This window comes from Citrobacter freundii complex sp. CFNIH4, from assembly GCF_002934505.1.
Taxonomy (GTDB): domain Bacteria; phylum Pseudomonadota; class Gammaproteobacteria; order Enterobacterales; family Enterobacteriaceae; genus Citrobacter; species Citrobacter freundii.
In genome coordinates, this window is record NZ_CP026231.1 from 2,315,428 (window position 1) to 2,330,727 (window position 15,300).

The 15,300-nt window shown below is 50.1% G+C and carries 17 protein-coding genes and 1 tRNA gene; 6 read left to right on the forward strand and 12 right to left on the reverse strand.

Annotated features, from left to right (window positions below; all coding sequences use genetic code 11):
- Positions 1–39: 39 nt before the first annotated feature.
- The 4 genes from C2U41_RS11990 to uvrY form a co-directional block, all read right to left on the reverse strand.
- A tRNA-Gly gene (locus C2U41_RS11990) sits at positions 40–115 on the reverse strand.
- A 151-nt stretch (positions 116–266) separates the two neighbouring features.
- Entirely contained in the window at positions 267–815 is a 549-nt protein-coding gene (gene pgsA / locus C2U41_RS11995; protein WP_003030490.1) for a CDP-diacylglycerol--glycerol-3-phosphate 3-phosphatidyltransferase, read from the reverse strand.
- A gap of 55 nt (positions 816–870) precedes the next feature.
- Entirely contained in the window at positions 871–2,703 is a 1,833-nt protein-coding gene (gene uvrC, locus C2U41_RS12000) for an excinuclease ABC subunit UvrC (RefSeq protein ID WP_003030488.1), read from the reverse strand.
- Positions 2,700–3,356 (reverse strand): UvrY/SirA/GacA family response regulator transcription factor, encoded by a 657-nt coding sequence (uvrY, locus tag C2U41_RS12005; RefSeq protein ID WP_003030486.1) that lies wholly within the window; start codon positions 3,354–3,356, stop codon positions 2,700–2,702. The genes uvrC and uvrY overlap by 4 nt, the downstream gene beginning before the upstream one ends.
- Before the next feature lie 296 nt (positions 3,357–3,652).
- Between uvrY and C2U41_RS30135 the strand changes: the two genes are divergently transcribed.
- Together C2U41_RS30135 and C2U41_RS12010 are read left to right on the forward strand one after the other, a co-directional pair.
- Positions 3,653–3,796: a hypothetical protein gene (locus C2U41_RS30135; protein WP_418219448.1), complete on the forward strand. Its 144-nt coding sequence runs from the start codon at positions 3,653–3,655 to the stop codon at positions 3,794–3,796.
- Positions 3,797–3,815: 19 nt separating this feature from the next.
- Positions 3,816–4,040, forward strand: coding sequence for a DUF2594 family protein (locus C2U41_RS12010; protein WP_003030482.1), 225 nt, complete (start codon positions 3,816–3,818; stop codon positions 4,038–4,040).
- Positions 4,041–4,106: 66 nt separating this feature from the next.
- On the opposite strand, the gene sdiA is transcribed toward C2U41_RS12010, so the two are convergent.
- The 8 genes from sdiA to C2U41_RS12050 form a co-directional block, all read right to left on the reverse strand.
- Positions 4,107–4,829 (reverse strand): transcriptional regulator SdiA, encoded by a 723-nt coding sequence (sdiA, locus tag C2U41_RS12015; protein ID WP_003030480.1) that lies wholly within the window; start codon positions 4,827–4,829, stop codon positions 4,107–4,109.
- A gap of 230 nt (positions 4,830–5,059) precedes the next feature.
- A complete protein-coding gene (gene tcyN / locus C2U41_RS12020; protein ID WP_003030477.1) occupies positions 5,060–5,812 on the reverse strand; it encodes an L-cystine ABC transporter ATP-binding protein TcyN in 753 nt (250 codons plus the stop codon).
- Entirely contained in the window at positions 5,809–6,477 is a 669-nt protein-coding gene (gene tcyL, locus C2U41_RS12025; protein ID WP_003030474.1) for a cystine ABC transporter permease, read from the reverse strand. The genes tcyN and tcyL overlap by 4 nt, the downstream gene beginning before the upstream one ends.
- A gap of 21 nt (positions 6,478–6,498) precedes the next feature.
- Positions 6,499–7,485 carry a D-cysteine desulfhydrase gene (gene dcyD / locus C2U41_RS12030; RefSeq protein WP_103848430.1) on the reverse strand — a complete coding sequence of 329 codons (987 nt, stop codon included), beginning with the start codon at positions 7,483–7,485 and terminating at the stop codon, positions 6,499–6,501.
- Between the two features lie 108 nt (positions 7,486–7,593).
- Positions 7,594–8,394, reverse strand: coding sequence for a cystine ABC transporter substrate-binding protein (tcyJ, locus tag C2U41_RS12035; protein WP_003030469.1), 801 nt, complete (start codon positions 8,392–8,394; stop codon positions 7,594–7,596).
- Positions 8,395–8,494: 100 nt separating this feature from the next.
- Positions 8,495–9,046: a flagella biosynthesis regulatory protein FliZ gene (fliZ, locus tag C2U41_RS12040; RefSeq protein WP_016150547.1), complete on the reverse strand. Its 552-nt coding sequence runs from the start codon at positions 9,044–9,046 to the stop codon at positions 8,495–8,497.
- A gap of 56 nt (positions 9,047–9,102) precedes the next feature.
- Positions 9,103–9,822 carry an RNA polymerase sigma factor FliA gene (locus C2U41_RS12045; RefSeq protein WP_103848429.1) on the reverse strand — a complete coding sequence of 240 codons (720 nt, stop codon included), beginning with the start codon at positions 9,820–9,822 and terminating at the stop codon, positions 9,103–9,105.
- Between the two features lie 162 nt (positions 9,823–9,984).
- Positions 9,985–11,256 (reverse strand): FliC/FljB family flagellin, encoded by a 1,272-nt coding sequence (locus C2U41_RS12050; RefSeq protein ID WP_103848428.1) that lies wholly within the window; start codon positions 11,254–11,256, stop codon positions 9,985–9,987.
- A gap of 255 nt (positions 11,257–11,511) precedes the next feature.
- On the opposite strand from C2U41_RS12050, the gene fliD reads away from it, so the two are divergent.
- The 4 genes from fliD to amyA all read left to right on the forward strand — a co-directional run bounded on the left by fliD (position 11,512) and on the right by amyA (position 15,262).
- Complete coding sequence (gene fliD, locus C2U41_RS12055) at positions 11,512–12,912, forward strand: flagellar filament capping protein FliD (RefSeq protein WP_103848427.1); 1,401 nt, start codon at positions 11,512–11,514, stop codon at positions 12,910–12,912.
- A gap of 15 nt (positions 12,913–12,927) precedes the next feature.
- On the forward strand, positions 12,928–13,335 hold the full coding sequence (gene fliS / locus C2U41_RS12060; protein WP_016150550.1) for a flagellar export chaperone FliS: 408 nt from the start codon (positions 12,928–12,930) through the stop codon (positions 13,333–13,335).
- Positions 13,335–13,706 carry a flagella biosynthesis regulatory protein FliT gene (gene fliT, locus C2U41_RS12065; protein WP_103848426.1) on the forward strand — a complete coding sequence of 124 codons (372 nt, stop codon included), beginning with the start codon at positions 13,335–13,337 and terminating at the stop codon, positions 13,704–13,706. Before fliS ends, fliT begins: the two co-directional genes overlap by 1 nt.
- 68 nt (positions 13,707–13,774) lie before the next feature.
- Positions 13,775–15,262 (forward strand): alpha-amylase, encoded by a 1,488-nt coding sequence (amyA, locus tag C2U41_RS12070; RefSeq protein ID WP_103848425.1) that lies wholly within the window; start codon positions 13,775–13,777, stop codon positions 15,260–15,262.
- Positions 15,263–15,300: the final 38 nt, after the last annotated feature.

The window sequence follows — 15,300 nt, forward strand, 5'->3', positions numbered from 1 at the left end:
CTTTTCAGCCGACATCCGCTATTGCCGATGTCTCTAATTTGGAGCGGGAAACGAGACTCGAACTCGCGACCCCGACCTTGGCAAGGTCGTGCTCTACCAACTGAGCTATTCCCGCATCACCAAGTAACTTTGTTAATCACTTGATTTTGTTATCGTCTGGCAATCAGTGCTGCCGTTCGATGCGTTGCATTCTACTTACCTGACGCAATGAGTCAACGATATTTTTCACCACTAACGATCGTTTGCTGAAATTTGCGTCGAAACGATCACTGATCAAGCAAATCTCCACGTGCAGCGCTCAAATACTGGAACATTGACCACAAAGTCAGTATCGCGGCGACGAAGAAAAGTGCGATCCCAGCATACTCAACCCAGATATTTGGACGCCACAGCAGCCAAGCCAGTGCAGCCATTTGCGAAGTGGTTTTCACTTTACCAATCCAGGATACGGCTACGCTGCTGCGTTTACCCAGTTCGGCCATCCATTCACGTAGTGCAGAGATGATGATTTCACGCGCAATCATTGTTGCAGCGGGGAGCGTCACCCACCAGCTGTGGTAATGCTCTGTCACCAGTACCATCGCAATAGCTACCAGCACTTTATCAGCGACCGGATCGAGGAAGGCGCCAAAACGCGTGCTTTGGTTCCAGCGGCGAGCCAGAAAACCGTCAAACCAGTCTGTGACCGCTGCGATACAGAAGATCAGCGCACAAACAAACGGAGCCCAGGTGAATGGCAGGTAAAAAGCCAATACAAAGAATGGGATCAGGATGACGCGAAACAGCGTGAGCAACGTAGGGATATTAAATTGCATATGACGGATAACTATCTGTTGTCAGTGAAATTACCCCTATGTTGCTACAGAGGGCCTAATGTTTCAACGAGTAGAAGATCTTTTCTGCCAGAGCTTGCGAAATACCCGGCACTTTTGCAATTTCTTCGATACTTGCATTACGAAGACCTTGCAAACCTCCCATATATTTCAACAACATCTGGCGACGCTTTGGCCCGACACCTTCGATGGTCTCAAGCGTGCTGGTACTTTTCACTTTTGCCCGCTTTTTACGATGCCCGCTAATCGCATGATCGTGAGATTCATCGCGGATATGCTGGATAACGTGCAATGCAGGCGAATCCGGCGGCAGACTAAAGCCCTCACCTTCCGGCTCAAAGAACAGTGTTTCCAGACCGGCTTTACGATCGGCCCCTTTTGCCACCCCCAGCAAGAGTGGGTGCTGTTTGTCCCAGGGAACGTCCAGTTCAGCAAAAACGGCTTTCGCCTGCCCTAACTGACCTTTACCGCCGTCGATCAATATGACGTCCGGAATCTTACTTTCTTCAATCGCCTTACCATAACGCCGACGTAAGACCTGATTCATCGCCGCATAATCATCACCCGGCGTAATGCCGGTAATATTGTAACGCCGATATTCTGCACGCAGCGGGCCATTGGCATCAAAAACCACGCAGGAGGCTACCGTCTGTTCCCCCATCGTATGGCTAATGTCGAAGCACTCCATACGCTTCACCGCAGGTAACTTCAATACGGAGGCCAGCGCCGTCAGACGTTGCGTAATCGTCGACTGCTGAGAAAGTTTCGTGGTGAGCGCCACTGCCGCGTTGGTCCGCGCCAGCTTCAGATAACGCGCGCGATCCCCTCGCGGTTTCGTCTGCACGTTAATCTTCCGTCCGGCCAGTTCAGACAGAGAGTCTGCCAGCAGGGTTTTATCGCTAAGATTGAAATCGAGCAGGATCTCCCCGGGTAAGGTACGCATCTGGCTCCCCTGCAGATAAAACTGCCCGACAAAGGTTTCGACGACCTCGCCCAGTTCCGTACCACCGGGTACTTTAGGGAAATAGCTGCGGCTGCCCAGCACTTTACCCTGGCGAATAAACAGAACGTGCACACAGGCCATGCCGGCGTCAAACGCCACGCCAATGACGTCCAGATCGTCTCCGGTGTTAGAGACAAACTGTTTTTCGGTCACGCGGCGTACGGCCTGGATTTGGTCACGAATTCGCGCAGCCTCTTCAAATTCGAGATTTTGGCTGGCCTTTTCCATGCGGGTGATCAGCTGTGTTAATACCTGATCGTCTTTTCCGGACAGGAACAGACGAACATACTCGACTTGCTGAGCATACTCTTCCTCGCTCACCAGACCCGCGACACACGGGCCGAGACAGCGGCCAATCTGATATTGCAGACAAGGTCGAGAACGGTTGCGATAAACGCTGTTTTCGCACTGGCGGATAGGGAATATTTTCTGCAACAGCGCCAGCGTTTCACGCACCGCATAACCGTTAGGGAACGGTCCAAAGTACTCGCCTTTGGCATGCTTTGCCCCACGATGCATCGCCAGACGCGGGTGGGTATCGCCGCTAAGGAATATAAAGGGGTAGGATTTATCATCACGCAGCAATACGTTATAACGCGGCTGATATAGCTTGATGTAGTTGTGCTCAAGCAATAACGCTTCGGTTTCAGTGTGCGTTACCGTGACATCAATCTGCTGGATTTGCGCGACCAGCGCTTCGGTCTTGCGTGACGCAAGATTACTACGGAAGTAGCTGGAAAGCCTTTTTTTCAGGTCTTTCGCTTTCCCGACATAGATAACCGTTCCGGCGGTATCATACATACGATAGACGCCGGGCTGACTGGTCACGGTTTTCAGGAACGCTTTGGCATCAAACTGATCTGTCACTGGCTTGCTAATGTCTCCGCATTACACAGGCCATGGCGAATTGCCAGGTGAGTCAGCTCTACATCGCCATGAATGTTTAATTTACTGAACATTCGATAGCGATAGCTGTTCACCGTTTTAGGACTAAGATTCAGTTGCTCTGAGATCTCATTAACCTTCTGACCTTTGGTGATCATCAGCATAATCTGCAACTCGCGTTCAGACAAACTGGCAAACGGGGTTTCCGTTTTCTCAGGCTCAATCTGGCTGAGCGCCATTTGCTGAGCGATATCGGAGGCAATATACCGTTGCCCGGAAAAAACCGAACGAATCGCACTCACTACTTCCTGGGGGGCGGCGCCTTTGCTGAGATACCCTGCAGCCCCTGCCTGCATAACTTTTGCAGGTAATGGGTTTTCGGTGTGTACCGTCAGCATGATCACTTTAATGTCTGCCGTGGAACGCGCAATTTTGCGGGTTGCTTCCAGACCGCCAATACCGGGCATATTCATATCCATCAGCACAACGTCAACGGAATTTGAGCGGCACCATTTTACCGCATCTTCACCGCAGCACGCTTCGCCGACAACTTTTATGCCTTTTATATCTTCCAGAATGCGTCGTATCCCTGCGCGCACCAGTTCGTGGTCATCAACAAGAAAAACGTTGATCAAAGGAATATCTCCAGAATAGGGATAACGCTACCGATAGTTAATCGGTCCTATGTTAACGGGTTTTATCTCAACTTTGAAATGTAAAAAACGCCCGACTTTCGATTTTGCTCTCGTTTTTGGAAATTAGATTGTACGACGAGTGGAAACTTTCAGTACTGGTAACCTTTTGCCACGGTTATATCTGTGTAGCTGTTTCATAATGGTGACAAAAAGATCATATTCCTTCGCTGAATGCAAACCAGGCAGTCAAAGTTGTAACAATAATTAACGAGGAAAATACTCGAAATAAACAACATGTGGAGAAAATATATGCACTGCAACATGTTGTTTATTTTAATGTCCACAACATTGGTCCGCGCAAAAAACAACCACAGATATTTTTAGCCTCGCTTATGGTATACTCCGCCGCCTTAAGATTTGACATCGCACTTTTTCATTGAAACATAACGAGGAAAATAAATGAGTACGCCTGACTTTTCCACTGCTGAGAATAACCAGGAACTGGCCAATGAAGTCACCTGCCTGAAAGCCATGTTAACGCTGATGCTGCAGGCAATGGGTCAAGCCGATGCAGGCCGCGTGATTCTTAAAATGGAAAAACAGCTCGCGCTGATTGAAGATCAATCACAGGCTGCGGTATTTTCCAACACGGTTAAGCAAATTAAACAAGCTTACCGCCAGTAATAAGAAACCGGCTGATAGCAATGCTCTCAGCCGGTTTTGCGTCTGACACTCAGAACGATAATTTACTCAGATAAGCCCTGTTGCCGCGGCATAACAGGCTATCTGCGTTTTGTTTGGCGCATTGAATTTCTTTTGCATATTCTTCTGGTGGAAGTTCACGGTATTTTCAGAAATCGACAGAATGATGGCTATCTCTGAAGAGGTTTTCCCCTCAGCCGTCCATTTCAATATTTCCTTTTCCCGCTTGCTAAAACGCATCTCTGGCGCCATAACCATGTCATCTTCCAGTCGCGTCAGTACAGACAGACTTTCCCGTACCAGAAGCTGCATCCTGAGCTCCACTTCATCGCTCGCAAGGCGACTGTTACGGATACTTGCACGCGATACAGATAAAAAACCCAACGCCCGGTTAGGCAACATTAAGCATTGCGTCATCCCTTTGCGTAAACCGTGATTGCGCGCGGCGTCCCACAAAGGTTGCGCATCGCGAAACAGAGTATCGTTCCAGGGTAAATGCCCCTGACTGAAGTTTTCAGGTTTCAGCACCGGATCAATGGCAAAATAATTTTCGGACTGATAATGCGCCACCCATGCTTTGGGATAGGTCGTATGAAGTGACGTTTTAGGTCGGGTAAAAGGTACCGGATGACGAACACAGAGCGCGTAAAAATCAAACTCTAAGTGCTGCGTCTGTTGTTGTAATTCCGTATAGACATCCTCTGCCGTCGCCATTTCCTGAAAGCGTAACAGCATGCTCCGTCGCCAGGTGAAGAAATCAAGATCCTGCATACTAAGTGGTAATGCCCCTGAGATTGATAATCATCCAAACATATGAAACAAGCTAACACATAAATGTATTTTATATATGCAAATTATCGGACAAATGAACAATTACTTGAGTATTACTCAACAGCGGAAGTAAGTAACAGAATCAAATGTTAATAATAAAGCAATAATTATAAATAGTTATGCGAAGAGCACTCGCCAGAAACAATCCCGGCGAGTGTCATATACACTATTTATTGCATCAAAAACTTTTCAAGAAACTGACGGGTACGTGGCTGCTGCGGATGCGTGAATAAGGATTTTGCTGGTCCCTGCTCGACTATCCGTCCTTGATCCATAAATATCGCTCTATCGGCGACATCGCGAGCAAAGCTCATTTCATGCGTCACAATTACCATGGTGCGTTTTTCCTGCGCCAGTTGGCGGATGGTATTAAGTACCTCGCCAACCAGTTCAGGATCAAGCGCGGAGGTCGGTTCATCAAAAAGAATAACCTCAGGTCGCATCGCCAGCGCTCGGGCAATCGCTACGCGCTGCTGCTGTCCACCCGATAAACGCCGCGGATAGCTGGTTTCTTTACCTGCCAGCCCGACTTTCGCCAGCAATTCACGCGCACGAGCTGTCGCTTCGGCTTTTGGTTCACCTTTGACTATCACCGGCCCTTCAATAATGTTTTCCAGCACTGTCCGATGGGGAAACAAATTAAAGTTCTGGAACACAAAACCGACGTGCTGGCGTAACTGACGAATCAGCCCTTTCTGCTGGGTCAACGAACGCGCGGTATCAATGGTAATCTCACCCACTTTAATGGTGCCCGCCTCCGGTTGCTCCAGCAAATTAATGCTACGCAGCAGCGTGGTTTTGCCCGATCCGCTCGGCCCGATAATCGCTACTACTTCACCAGGTTTGACGTCAAGATCGATCCCATGCAGCACCGTTTGCCCATGAAATTTTTTGACCAGGTTTCTGACTTCGATAGCACTCATTTCGGCTCTCTCTCCTGGCGGTTCAGTTGTTCTTCAAAATAGTTTTGCAGCGCAGAAAGCACCGTCGCCATCACCCAGTAAATCAACGAGGCCGCCAGATACATCGTAAAGACTTCCAGCGTACGCGAGGTAATCAGCTGCGCCTGACGGAACAGTTCCGGGACCTGAATAGTGGCGGCCAAAGAGGTATCTTTCACCAGACTGATAAAGCTGTTGCTCAGCGGCGGCAGCGCAACGCGCGCAGCCTGTGGCAGGATTGCCCGGCGCATGGTCTGCCAGCGCGTCATACCAATACTGGCACCCGCCTCCCACTGTCCTTTGTCGATGGAAGAGATTGCCGCACGCAGGGTTTCCGCAGCGTAGGCGGCTGTATTAAGCGACAAGCCAATCATCGCCGCCGGGATGGGATCAAGCTCAATTCCAAACTGCGGCAGACCGTAATAAATCATAAACAGCTGGGCAATCAACGGCGTTCCGCGAAAGATAGAGATATAAAAACGCGCCAGCCAGCGCACAGGCAGCAGCGGCGACAGACGCATCAACGCCAGGATAAACCCCAGCACGAGGCCAAAAAACATCCCGCCGATACTCAGTTGCAGCGTAAAAACCGCGCCTTTGAGCAGATACGGCAGGGAATCAATTACCAGTTGGATACTTTCATGCATTAGCGTTTTTCGACCTGGTTGTTACACGTGAGGATGGTAGGCAAACAGTGCAGGCGCCCCACCGGTATGGATAAAGAGGATTGGCCCTTCATCTTTGAAGCGCTTCTGGCTGATGCCGTCAATCAAACCCGCCATCGCCTTACCGGTATACACCGGATCCAACAAAATGCCTTCGAGGCGCGCCAGCAGTTTTACCGCCTCCATGCCCTCTTCGTTTGGCGTACCGTAGCCCGGCGCATAATAATCATCCCATAACAGGATATCCGCTGAGGCCGTCAGTTCCAGTTCACGGGCAATATCCTGCTGCAACGTGACAACTTTGGGTTTTTGATCGGCGACGCTGCGCGAAACGGTCACACCGATAAGCTCGACATCTGGCATCAGTTGCTCCAGCCCCACCGCCAGCCCGGCATGCGTTCCCGCACTGCCCGACGCGACCACCACGGAAGAGAGCGAAACGGCCCCTTCACACTGCTGGGCAATTTCCAGCGCGCTTTCCACATAACCCATCGCCCCCAGAGCATTAGAGCCCCCAACCGGGATCACATACGGGCGGAACCCTTGCGCTTCAACGCGCGTCGCCAGCTCCTGCAACTGCGCATTCGGATCGGTTAGCGCGTCACACATTTCGATCTGCGTATTAAACAGATCCAACAGCAGACGATTGCCATTGGTGAGATAGTTTTCCGCCGTGGTGCCAATCGGATTTTCCAACAGCGCCACGCAGTGCAGGCCAAGCTTAGCCGCTACCGCCGCCGTCTGGCGAACGTGGTTAGATTGGATGGCACCCGCGGTTATCAGCGTATCAGCGCCTTCACGCAGTGCGTCTGCGGCCAGGAATTCCAGCTTACGCAGCTTATTGCCGCCCATGGCCATCGGCGTGACGTCATCGCGTTTGATGAAAATATCGCGCCCGAGGTGGTCGGAGAAACGTGGAAGATATTCGAGCGGCGTTGGCGCGCCAATAAATTCCAGACGTGGAAAGCGCGTTAAGTTATGCAGCGGCATACAGCCTCCGGTATTCGTTGTTGTGATGTTCTTTTTATTATGCACGCTCAGGCGCAATGAAATAAAAAAAGGCGCTGTTAAAGGCGCCTTTTTTTCAGCGGATGACGATTATTTCGTCACATCCGCTCCAAACCATTTTTCAGACAGGGCTTTCAGCGTACCGTCTTTCTGCATTTCAGCAATGGCCGCATCAACCGCTTTCAGCAGATCTTCATTGCCTTTGCGCAGCGCCACCCCGGACTCCTGACGGGAGAACGCTTCACCGGTCACAGCCAGCGTATCCTTGGTTTTCTTGACCAGATCCAGCGCCGCCAGACGGTCAACCAGAATGGCGTCGATACGGCCTACACGCAAATCCTGGTATTTGGTCGGGTCATCATCATAGGTACGAATATCCACGCCCTGCACGTTCTGGCGCAGCCACTCTTCATAGTTGGTGCCCAGACCAACGCCGACTTTTTTACCTTTCAGATCGGCAGCGGTCTTAATAACACCTTCATTGCCTTTTTTCACCAGCGCCTGAATACCAGAAACCGTATACGGGGTAGAGAAATCGTATTTTTTCTTACGTTCGTCAGAGATGGTCACCTGGTTAATGACCACATCAATGCGCTTGGAATCAAGAGAGGCCAGCATACCGTCCCACTTGGTCGGCTTCAGGTTAGCTTTCACCCCAAGGTGCTTGGCCAGTTCTTCGGCGAACTCTACTTCGAAACCGGTCAGCTTGCCGTCATCGCCCTGAAAACTAAACGGGGGATAGGTCCCTTCCAGGCCCACCAGCAGCGTGCCGCGCTCTTTAACTTTATTTAACAGACCTTCATCTGCATAAGTCTTTACGCTCATTCCGGCGACAAGTGCAACAGCCATTACACCCATCAGAGCCTGACGTCCCAGAAGTGCTAATTTCATAGTTACCCCGAATATTGTCATTAGTGACTATCATTTATGACTACAGTGTAAAACGTTTGCTGTGATCCACAAACACGACTCTGTTACACCTTATTCGTTTTTAATATATATCAGAACTGGCTGTCCAGGAGGATTTCTGCATATGCCCTATATGCGTATGGGCTTTAAACTGCTCATACTTACGTAAGGCGATGCGGTAATTGTTGGTGCTGGTTTCCGGTAGCCACGGGGCAAGGTTTTCGTCGAGGAACCCTTCCTGTAGCAGATCGTGAGAGATATTTTGTTCGGTCAGGTGATTCCCGAGGCGACGCAGGCGGACAACGTATTCACGTACCGTGCCGTGGCTCATTTCGGTCTGCTCAAATAAAAACTGTTTAAAACCGATAATATCGAAAAAGTCGCTCTGCTCTTTGCAATGCAAATCACCGCAGAAACGGCACAGTGCCACCCACTCTTTTTTCTCCTGCTCCCACTCGGCTTCATCCAACAAAGTGTCCAGGCGGGCGATGGCGATTTTATTCACAATTTGCCCGCGACGAACCAGCGTGATCCTGTCGAGCAACTTAAAGCAATGGGCGCAATGCGTCTGGCTGTGTTTGAAATCTTTGAGGTAGCGGCTTAGAGGCCGTCTTTTTGATTGCTGCACCGTCATGAGAACTCCTGGTAGTCAATTCGTAATGCGGCATTGTTCAGGGGTAATGTGTACCCCTATAGCTTACCCAGCTTGGTGCGTAGACGTTTGATGGCCTGACTGTGCAACTGGCTGACCCGTGATTCCCCGACTTCCAGTACCGCGCCAATCTCTTTCAGATTCAGCTCTTCCTGATAGTACAGTGTTAACACCAGCTTTTCGCGCTCCGGCAACGCCTCGATCGCGTCCATTACGCGCTGGCGGAGGTTACCCTCAAGTAGCTGTTGTAACGGGTTTTCCTGCTGATGTTCTTCCGTCACCAGCTCAATACTATCGCCATGCTCTTCCCGCCACTCGTCGTAGGAGAAGAGTTGGCTGTTATTGGTATCGAGCAACATCTGACGATACTCTTGCACAGGAATAGCCAGACGCGCCGCCACTTCGGTTTCCGTCGCGTTGCGCGCTAATTCCTGCTCCAGTTGTCCCATCGCCTGTGCCACTTCGCGAGCATTGCGCCGAACGCTACGCGGCACCCAGTCCCGGCTACGTAGTTCGTCCAGCATTGCTCCACGAATACGCTGCACTGCGTAAGTGGTAAATGCCGTTCCTTGCAAAGCGTCATATCGGTCAACGGCATTCAATAACCCGATGCCGCCCGCTTGTAGCAGGTCATCCAGTTCTACGCTCGCCGGCAAACGCACCTGAAGGCGCAATGCTTCGTGACGCACCAACGGTACATAACGCTGCCACAGCGAGTGTTTATCCATTACACCTTCAGCGGTATACAGTGAATTCACGATAAACAGCCCTGCGTTAAATGAGTTATCGGCATGATTATCCGTTTCTGCAGGGGTTTTAATCGGGTGAATAGTGGGTGAAATGGGGGGTTATTTAGGGGTTACGGGTAAAGCCGAATGTAAAAAACCCCGCCGGAGCGGGGTTTGCGCGATAAGCGTAAATTAACGCAGCAGAGACAGAACGTTCTGCGTGGTCTGGTTAGCCTGTGCCAGAACAGAAGTACCCGCCTGTTGCAGGATCTGAGCACGAGACATGTTAGACACTTCGGTCGCGTAGTCGGAATCTTCGATACGGCTACGTGCAGAAGACAGGTTGTTGACGGTGTTACCCAGGTTGGTAATAGCTGAATCGAAACGGTTCTGGATTGCACCTAATGAGCTACGTTGGGAGTCAACAATCTTCAAAGCATTATCGATAGTAGCTAAGACATCAGGACTTGTGGAAATTTTAGTTCCTACAGACACAACACCCGTTTTAGAATCGACATTAGCGCGATTAAAAGAACCATCAGCATTTTTAACCACATATCCAAGATCGCCATTATCTTTTTTGTAAGATTGCAATTTTTGGTTAGTAGCAAGTCCGGATATATCAGCGGCAACCTTTTTATCTACTTCCTTGAACTCTGTAATTTTAGTCGTTTCATCAACATCAGTTGCTGTTGTTGCGGCCGTAGTTGAATTCCAGGTAACCTTGCCATCAGCATTTTTAGTAGCAGCATGATATACACCGTCTTCATCTTTTACTACATATCCACTACCGTCCTTCAGAGCATACAAACCGTTTGCCGCTTTTGGAGTAGTAGTTTCACTATCAATCTGGATTTCTGCTTTAACAGTCTTGGAGGACAGAACGATATCAGCACCAGCAGCAACAACTTTAGCACTTGTTGCATCAAATTTTGAATCAACAGAGAAGTTTGCTAAACCGAGAGTTCCTGTGTCTATTTTCTTCAAATCGATATCAATCTTCTCTCCATCGTTAGCGCCAACTTGGATGCTAAGTTTTGAGTCTGAGGTTAATACCTTAACACCGTTAAATTGAGTTTGACCTGAGACCCGGTCAATTTCAGCTAAACGTTGTTGAATTTCCTCTTGAATAGATTGAACATCAGAATCTGAGTTTGTTCCATTCTGAGACTGAACAGCCAATTCACGAACGCGCTGCAGATTGTTGTTGATTTCGTTCAGCGCACCTTCAGTGGTCTGCGCGATGGAGATACCATCGTTGGCGTTACGGGAAGCCTGAGTCAGGCCTTTGATGTTAGAAGTGAAACGGTTAGCGATCGCCTGACCAGCCGCATCATCTTTCGCGCTGTTGATACGCAGACCGGAAGACAGACGCTCGATAGCGGAGCTCAGGGAAGACTGAGATTTGTTCAGGTTGTTCTGGGTCAACAGCGACAGGCTGTTCGTATTGATGACTTGTGCCATGATCTTTTCCTTATCAATTACAACTTGATGTTATTGGGCTGTTGCCCACGGTTTCTCACCGTAACCCATGTATCGGCACCTTAAATTCGAACTTTAGAAATTTTTTACTTTCCGCCCTCTTTTTTCTTAGCCCCAGAATTACCCGCAATATGCCCCACTATTCTGCGCATTATTATTACAAAACTATCATTAAACTTTGCGCGCAGATTGCCGATAACCCGCTTAACAATTGTTTGCAATCACAAGGAATCGGGCATGGCTTCATTTACATCATTGGGCGTAGGCTCAGGCTTACCACTGGATACGTTGCTAAACAACCTGACTATCGCGGAAAAAAAACGTTTAAACCCAATCACTCAGCAACAAACCGACAATACCGCCCGCCTGACGGCCTACGGTACGCTTAAGAGTGCGCTGGAAAAATTCCAGACGGCCAATACTGCGTTAAATAAACCAGAACTGTTCAGAAGCAGTAATGTGACCAGCAGTACCGAAGATCTGAAAGTTACCACCGAAGCCGGCGCGGCACCGGGTATTTATACCATCAGCGTCACGCAGCTGGCCCAGGCACAGTCTCTGAGCACCTCATCGGTTACTTCCAGCAAAGAGGCCCTGGGTGATGGTTCTGGTACTCGTACTATTAAAATTGAACAGACGGGTCGGAAAGAGCCGCTGGAGATTAAACTCTCGCAAGATAAGACCACGCTGGATGATATCAGCAAGGCAATTAACGATACCGACAGCGGTATCTCCGCCAGTATCGTCAAGGTGAAAGACGGTGAGTTCAAACTGGTACTCACCGCAGCCGAAGGTCTGGACAGCAAGATGACCATCTCCGTTGACGGCGACAGTAAGCTGAACGATCTGCTGGCCTACGACAGTAAGACCGGTGCTGGGAAAATGACCGAGTTGGTTCAGGCCCAAAACTCCAAGCTCACGATGAACGGTATCGATATTGAACGTCAAAGCAACAAAGTCACCGATGCCCCGCAAGGTGTTACGCTTGAGCTGACCAAAAAAGTCACCGACGCCCGAGTGACCGTGACCAAAAGCAATGACAAAGCCACGGAAGCGATTAAAGGCTGGGTGGATGCCTATAACTCACTGATCGATACCTTTAATACGCTGACCAAATATAAAGCCGTTGATCAAGGTGCTGAAGGACAGGACAAAGACAACGGTGCCTTGGTGGGTGATAGCGTAGTACGTATGATCCAGACTGGTATCCGTGCGCAGTTTGCTAACTCTGGTAGCGAAGGCGCCTTTAAGACCCTGAATGAAATCGGCATTAAACAAGATGGCAAAACCAGCAAGATGACCATCGATGATACCAAACTGAAAAAAGCGCTGGACGAAAACACCGCTTCGGTACGTGAACTGCTGGCTGGCGATGGTAAAGAAACCGGTATTACTACCAAGATTGCAGTTGAAGTTAAAAGCTACCTGGCTGATGACGGTATTATTGACAGCGCGCAGGACAGCATTAATGCCACGTTGAAAAAGCTGACCAAACAGTACCTGTCTGTGAGCGCCAGCATTGATGACATGGTTGCGCGCTATACGGCGCAGTTTACCCAGCTTGATAGCATGATGAGCAAACTGAATAACACCAGTACCTATCTGGGCCAGCAATTTACAGCGATGAATAAATCCTGATAACACGAGGTAAGTATGTATACCGCGAGCGGTACCAAAGCCTATGCACAGGTCGGCATAGAGAGTGGCGTGATGAGCGCCAGTCCACACCAGCTGATCGAAATGTTGTTTGATGGCGCGAACAGCGCCCTGGTGCGCGCTCGCCTGTTTATGCAGCAGGGTGATATCGTCGCCAAAGGCGAGGCCTTAAGCAAAGCCATTAACATTATCGACAATGGTCTGAAAGCAGGCCTGGATCAGGAGAATGGCGGTGAAATCGCCACTAACCTGTCCTCGCTGTATGACTATATGATCCGCCGTTTACTGCAAGCTAACTTGCGTAATGATTGTCAGGCCATTGAAGAAGTCGAAGAATTACTCGGCAACATTGCAGATGCCTGGAAACAGATCTCACCGAAAGCATCTTCCCAGGAGTCTCGTTAATGACCTCAGCCGTGGAGTTTATCAACCGTTGGCAGCGCATCGCGTTGCTCAGTCACTCACTGCTGGAACTGGCGCAGCGCGGTGAATGGGACCTTTTACTGGAACAGGAAGTTACCTATCTGCAAAGTATTGAAGTGGTCATGGAAGAGCAAACTCCACCGGGAATTACGCGAAGTATTCAGGATTTAGTGGCCGGGTATATTAAACAGACGCTGGATAATGAACAATTACTCAAAACGTTGTTGCAGCGGCGCCTGGATGAGCTCAGCAATCTCATCGGTCAGTCAACGCGCCAGAAAACGTTGAATAACGCCTATGGCCGTCTTTCCGGCATGCTGTTAGTCCCCGACGCTCCCACTGCCCCACAATAATTTCCCGTCTCGTCTGAATTATCTTCCATACTCCAGAGGTCGGCCAAACGACTTCTGGAGCACGGAAGATGAAAAATCCCACATTATTGCAGTACTTCCACTGGTATTACCCTGATGCCGGCCAACTCTGGCCCGAACTTGCCGAACGCGCAAGCGGACTCAATGATATCGGCATCAATATGGTATGGCTGCCCCCAGCCTATAAAGGCGCGTCCGGCGGCTATTCCGTTGGCTATGACTCCTACGATCTGTTTGATCTGGGCGAATTCGACCAAAAGGGAACCGTCGCCACCAAATACGGCGATAAAAACCAGCTGCTGGCGGCGATTGACGCGCTGAAACACAATGATATTGCCGTACTGCTGGACGTGGTGGTTAACCACAAAATGGGCGCGGATGAGAAAGAAAAGATCCGCGTCCAGCGCGTTAACGCCGAAGATCGCACGCAAATAGGCGATGAGATTATCGAATGCGAAGGCTGGACGCGCTACACCTTCCCTGCCCGCGCAGGCCAGTACTCGCAATTCATTTGGGATTTCAAATGCTTCAGCGGCATTGACCATATAGAGAATCCCACCGAAGACGGCATTTTCAAAATCGTTAACGATTACACCGGCGAAGGCTGGAACGATCAGGTTGATGATGAGTTGGGTAATTTTGATTATCTGATGGGAGAAAATATCGATTTTCGTAATCACGCCGTCACCGAGGAAATCAAATACTGGGCGCGCTGGGTGATGGATCAAACCCATTGCGACGGCTTTCGCCTGGATGCCGTCAAGCATATTCCGGCCTGGTTTTATAAAGAGTGGATTGAGCACTTGCAGGAAGTCGCGCCAAAACCGCTGTTTATCGTCGCGGAATACTGGTCCCACGAAGTCGACAAGCTGCAAACCTACATCAACCAGGTAGAGGGGAAAACCATGCTGTTCGACGCCCCCCTACAGATGAAGTTTCACGAAGCGTCCCGTCAGGGCCGCGATTATGACATGAGCCAGATTTTCACCGATACCCTGGTAGAAGCAGATCCGTTTCATGCCGTCACGCTGGTGGCCAATCACGACACCCAACCTTTACAGGCACTCGAAGCCCCCGTCGAGCCGTGGTTTAAGCCGCTGGCCTATGCGCTGATCTTGCTGCGTGAAAATGGCGTACCGTCGGTGTTTTACCCTGACCTCTACGGAGCGCATTACGAAGACACCGGCGGCGATGGCGAAATCTATCCTATCGACATGCCGATCATTGAACAGCTTGATGAACTGATCCTCGCGCGCCAGCGCTTCGCACACGGGGTACAGACGCTCTTTTTCGATCATCCCAACTGTATCGCTTTTAGCCGCAGCGGAACGGACGACGCTCCCGGCTGTGTGGTGGTACTGTCAAACGGCGATGACGGGGAAAAGACCATCAATCTCGGCGCGAATTACGGCAATAAAACCTGGCGTGACTATCTGGGAAATCGCGAGGAAAGCGTGGTCACCGATGAAAACGGTGAAGCAACGTTTTATTGTAACGGCGGGAGCGTCAGCGTGTGGGTGATTGAGGACGTGTTGTAAAGTTCAACCCCGGTGGCCAGAGGCTACCGGGGCGTACG

Bases quoted from the DNA above. Each gene is read 5' to 3' on its own strand.
- pgsA (WP_003030490.1), bottom strand. From the start codon at position 815: ATGCAATTTAATATCCCTACGTTGCTCACGCTGTTTCGCGTCATCCTG.
- C2U41_RS12010 (WP_003030482.1), top strand. From the start codon at position 3,816: ATGAGTACGCCTGACTTTTCCACTGCTGAGAATAACCAGGAACTGGCC.
- sdiA (WP_003030480.1), bottom strand. From the start codon at position 4,829: ATGCAGGATCTTGATTTCTTCACCTGGCGACGGAGCATGCTGTTACGC.
- tcyN (WP_003030477.1), bottom strand. From the start codon at position 5,812: ATGAGTGCTATCGAAGTCAGAAACCTGGTCAAAAAATTTCATGGGCAA.
- tcyL (WP_003030474.1), bottom strand. From the start codon at position 6,477: ATGCATGAAAGTATCCAACTGGTAATTGATTCCCTGCCGTATCTGCTC.
- dcyD (WP_103848430.1), bottom strand. From the start codon at position 7,485: ATGCCGCTGCATAACTTAACGCGCTTTCCACGTCTGGAATTTATTGGC.
- tcyJ (WP_003030469.1), bottom strand. From the start codon at position 8,394: ATGAAATTAGCACTTCTGGGACGTCAGGCTCTGATGGGTGTAATGGCT.
- fliZ (WP_016150547.1), bottom strand. From the start codon at position 9,046: ATGACGGTGCAGCAATCAAAAAGACGGCCTCTAAGCCGCTACCTCAAA.
- C2U41_RS12050 (WP_103848428.1), bottom strand. From the start codon at position 11,256: ATGGCACAAGTCATCAATACGAACAGCCTGTCGCTGTTGACCCAGAAC.
- fliD (WP_103848427.1), top strand. From the start codon at position 11,512: ATGGCTTCATTTACATCATTGGGCGTAGGCTCAGGCTTACCACTGGAT.
- fliS (WP_016150550.1), top strand. From the start codon at position 12,928: ATGTATACCGCGAGCGGTACCAAAGCCTATGCACAGGTCGGCATAGAG.
- fliT (WP_103848426.1), top strand. From the start codon at position 13,335: ATGACCTCAGCCGTGGAGTTTATCAACCGTTGGCAGCGCATCGCGTTG.
- amyA (WP_103848425.1), top strand. From the start codon at position 13,775: ATGAAAAATCCCACATTATTGCAGTACTTCCACTGGTATTACCCTGAT.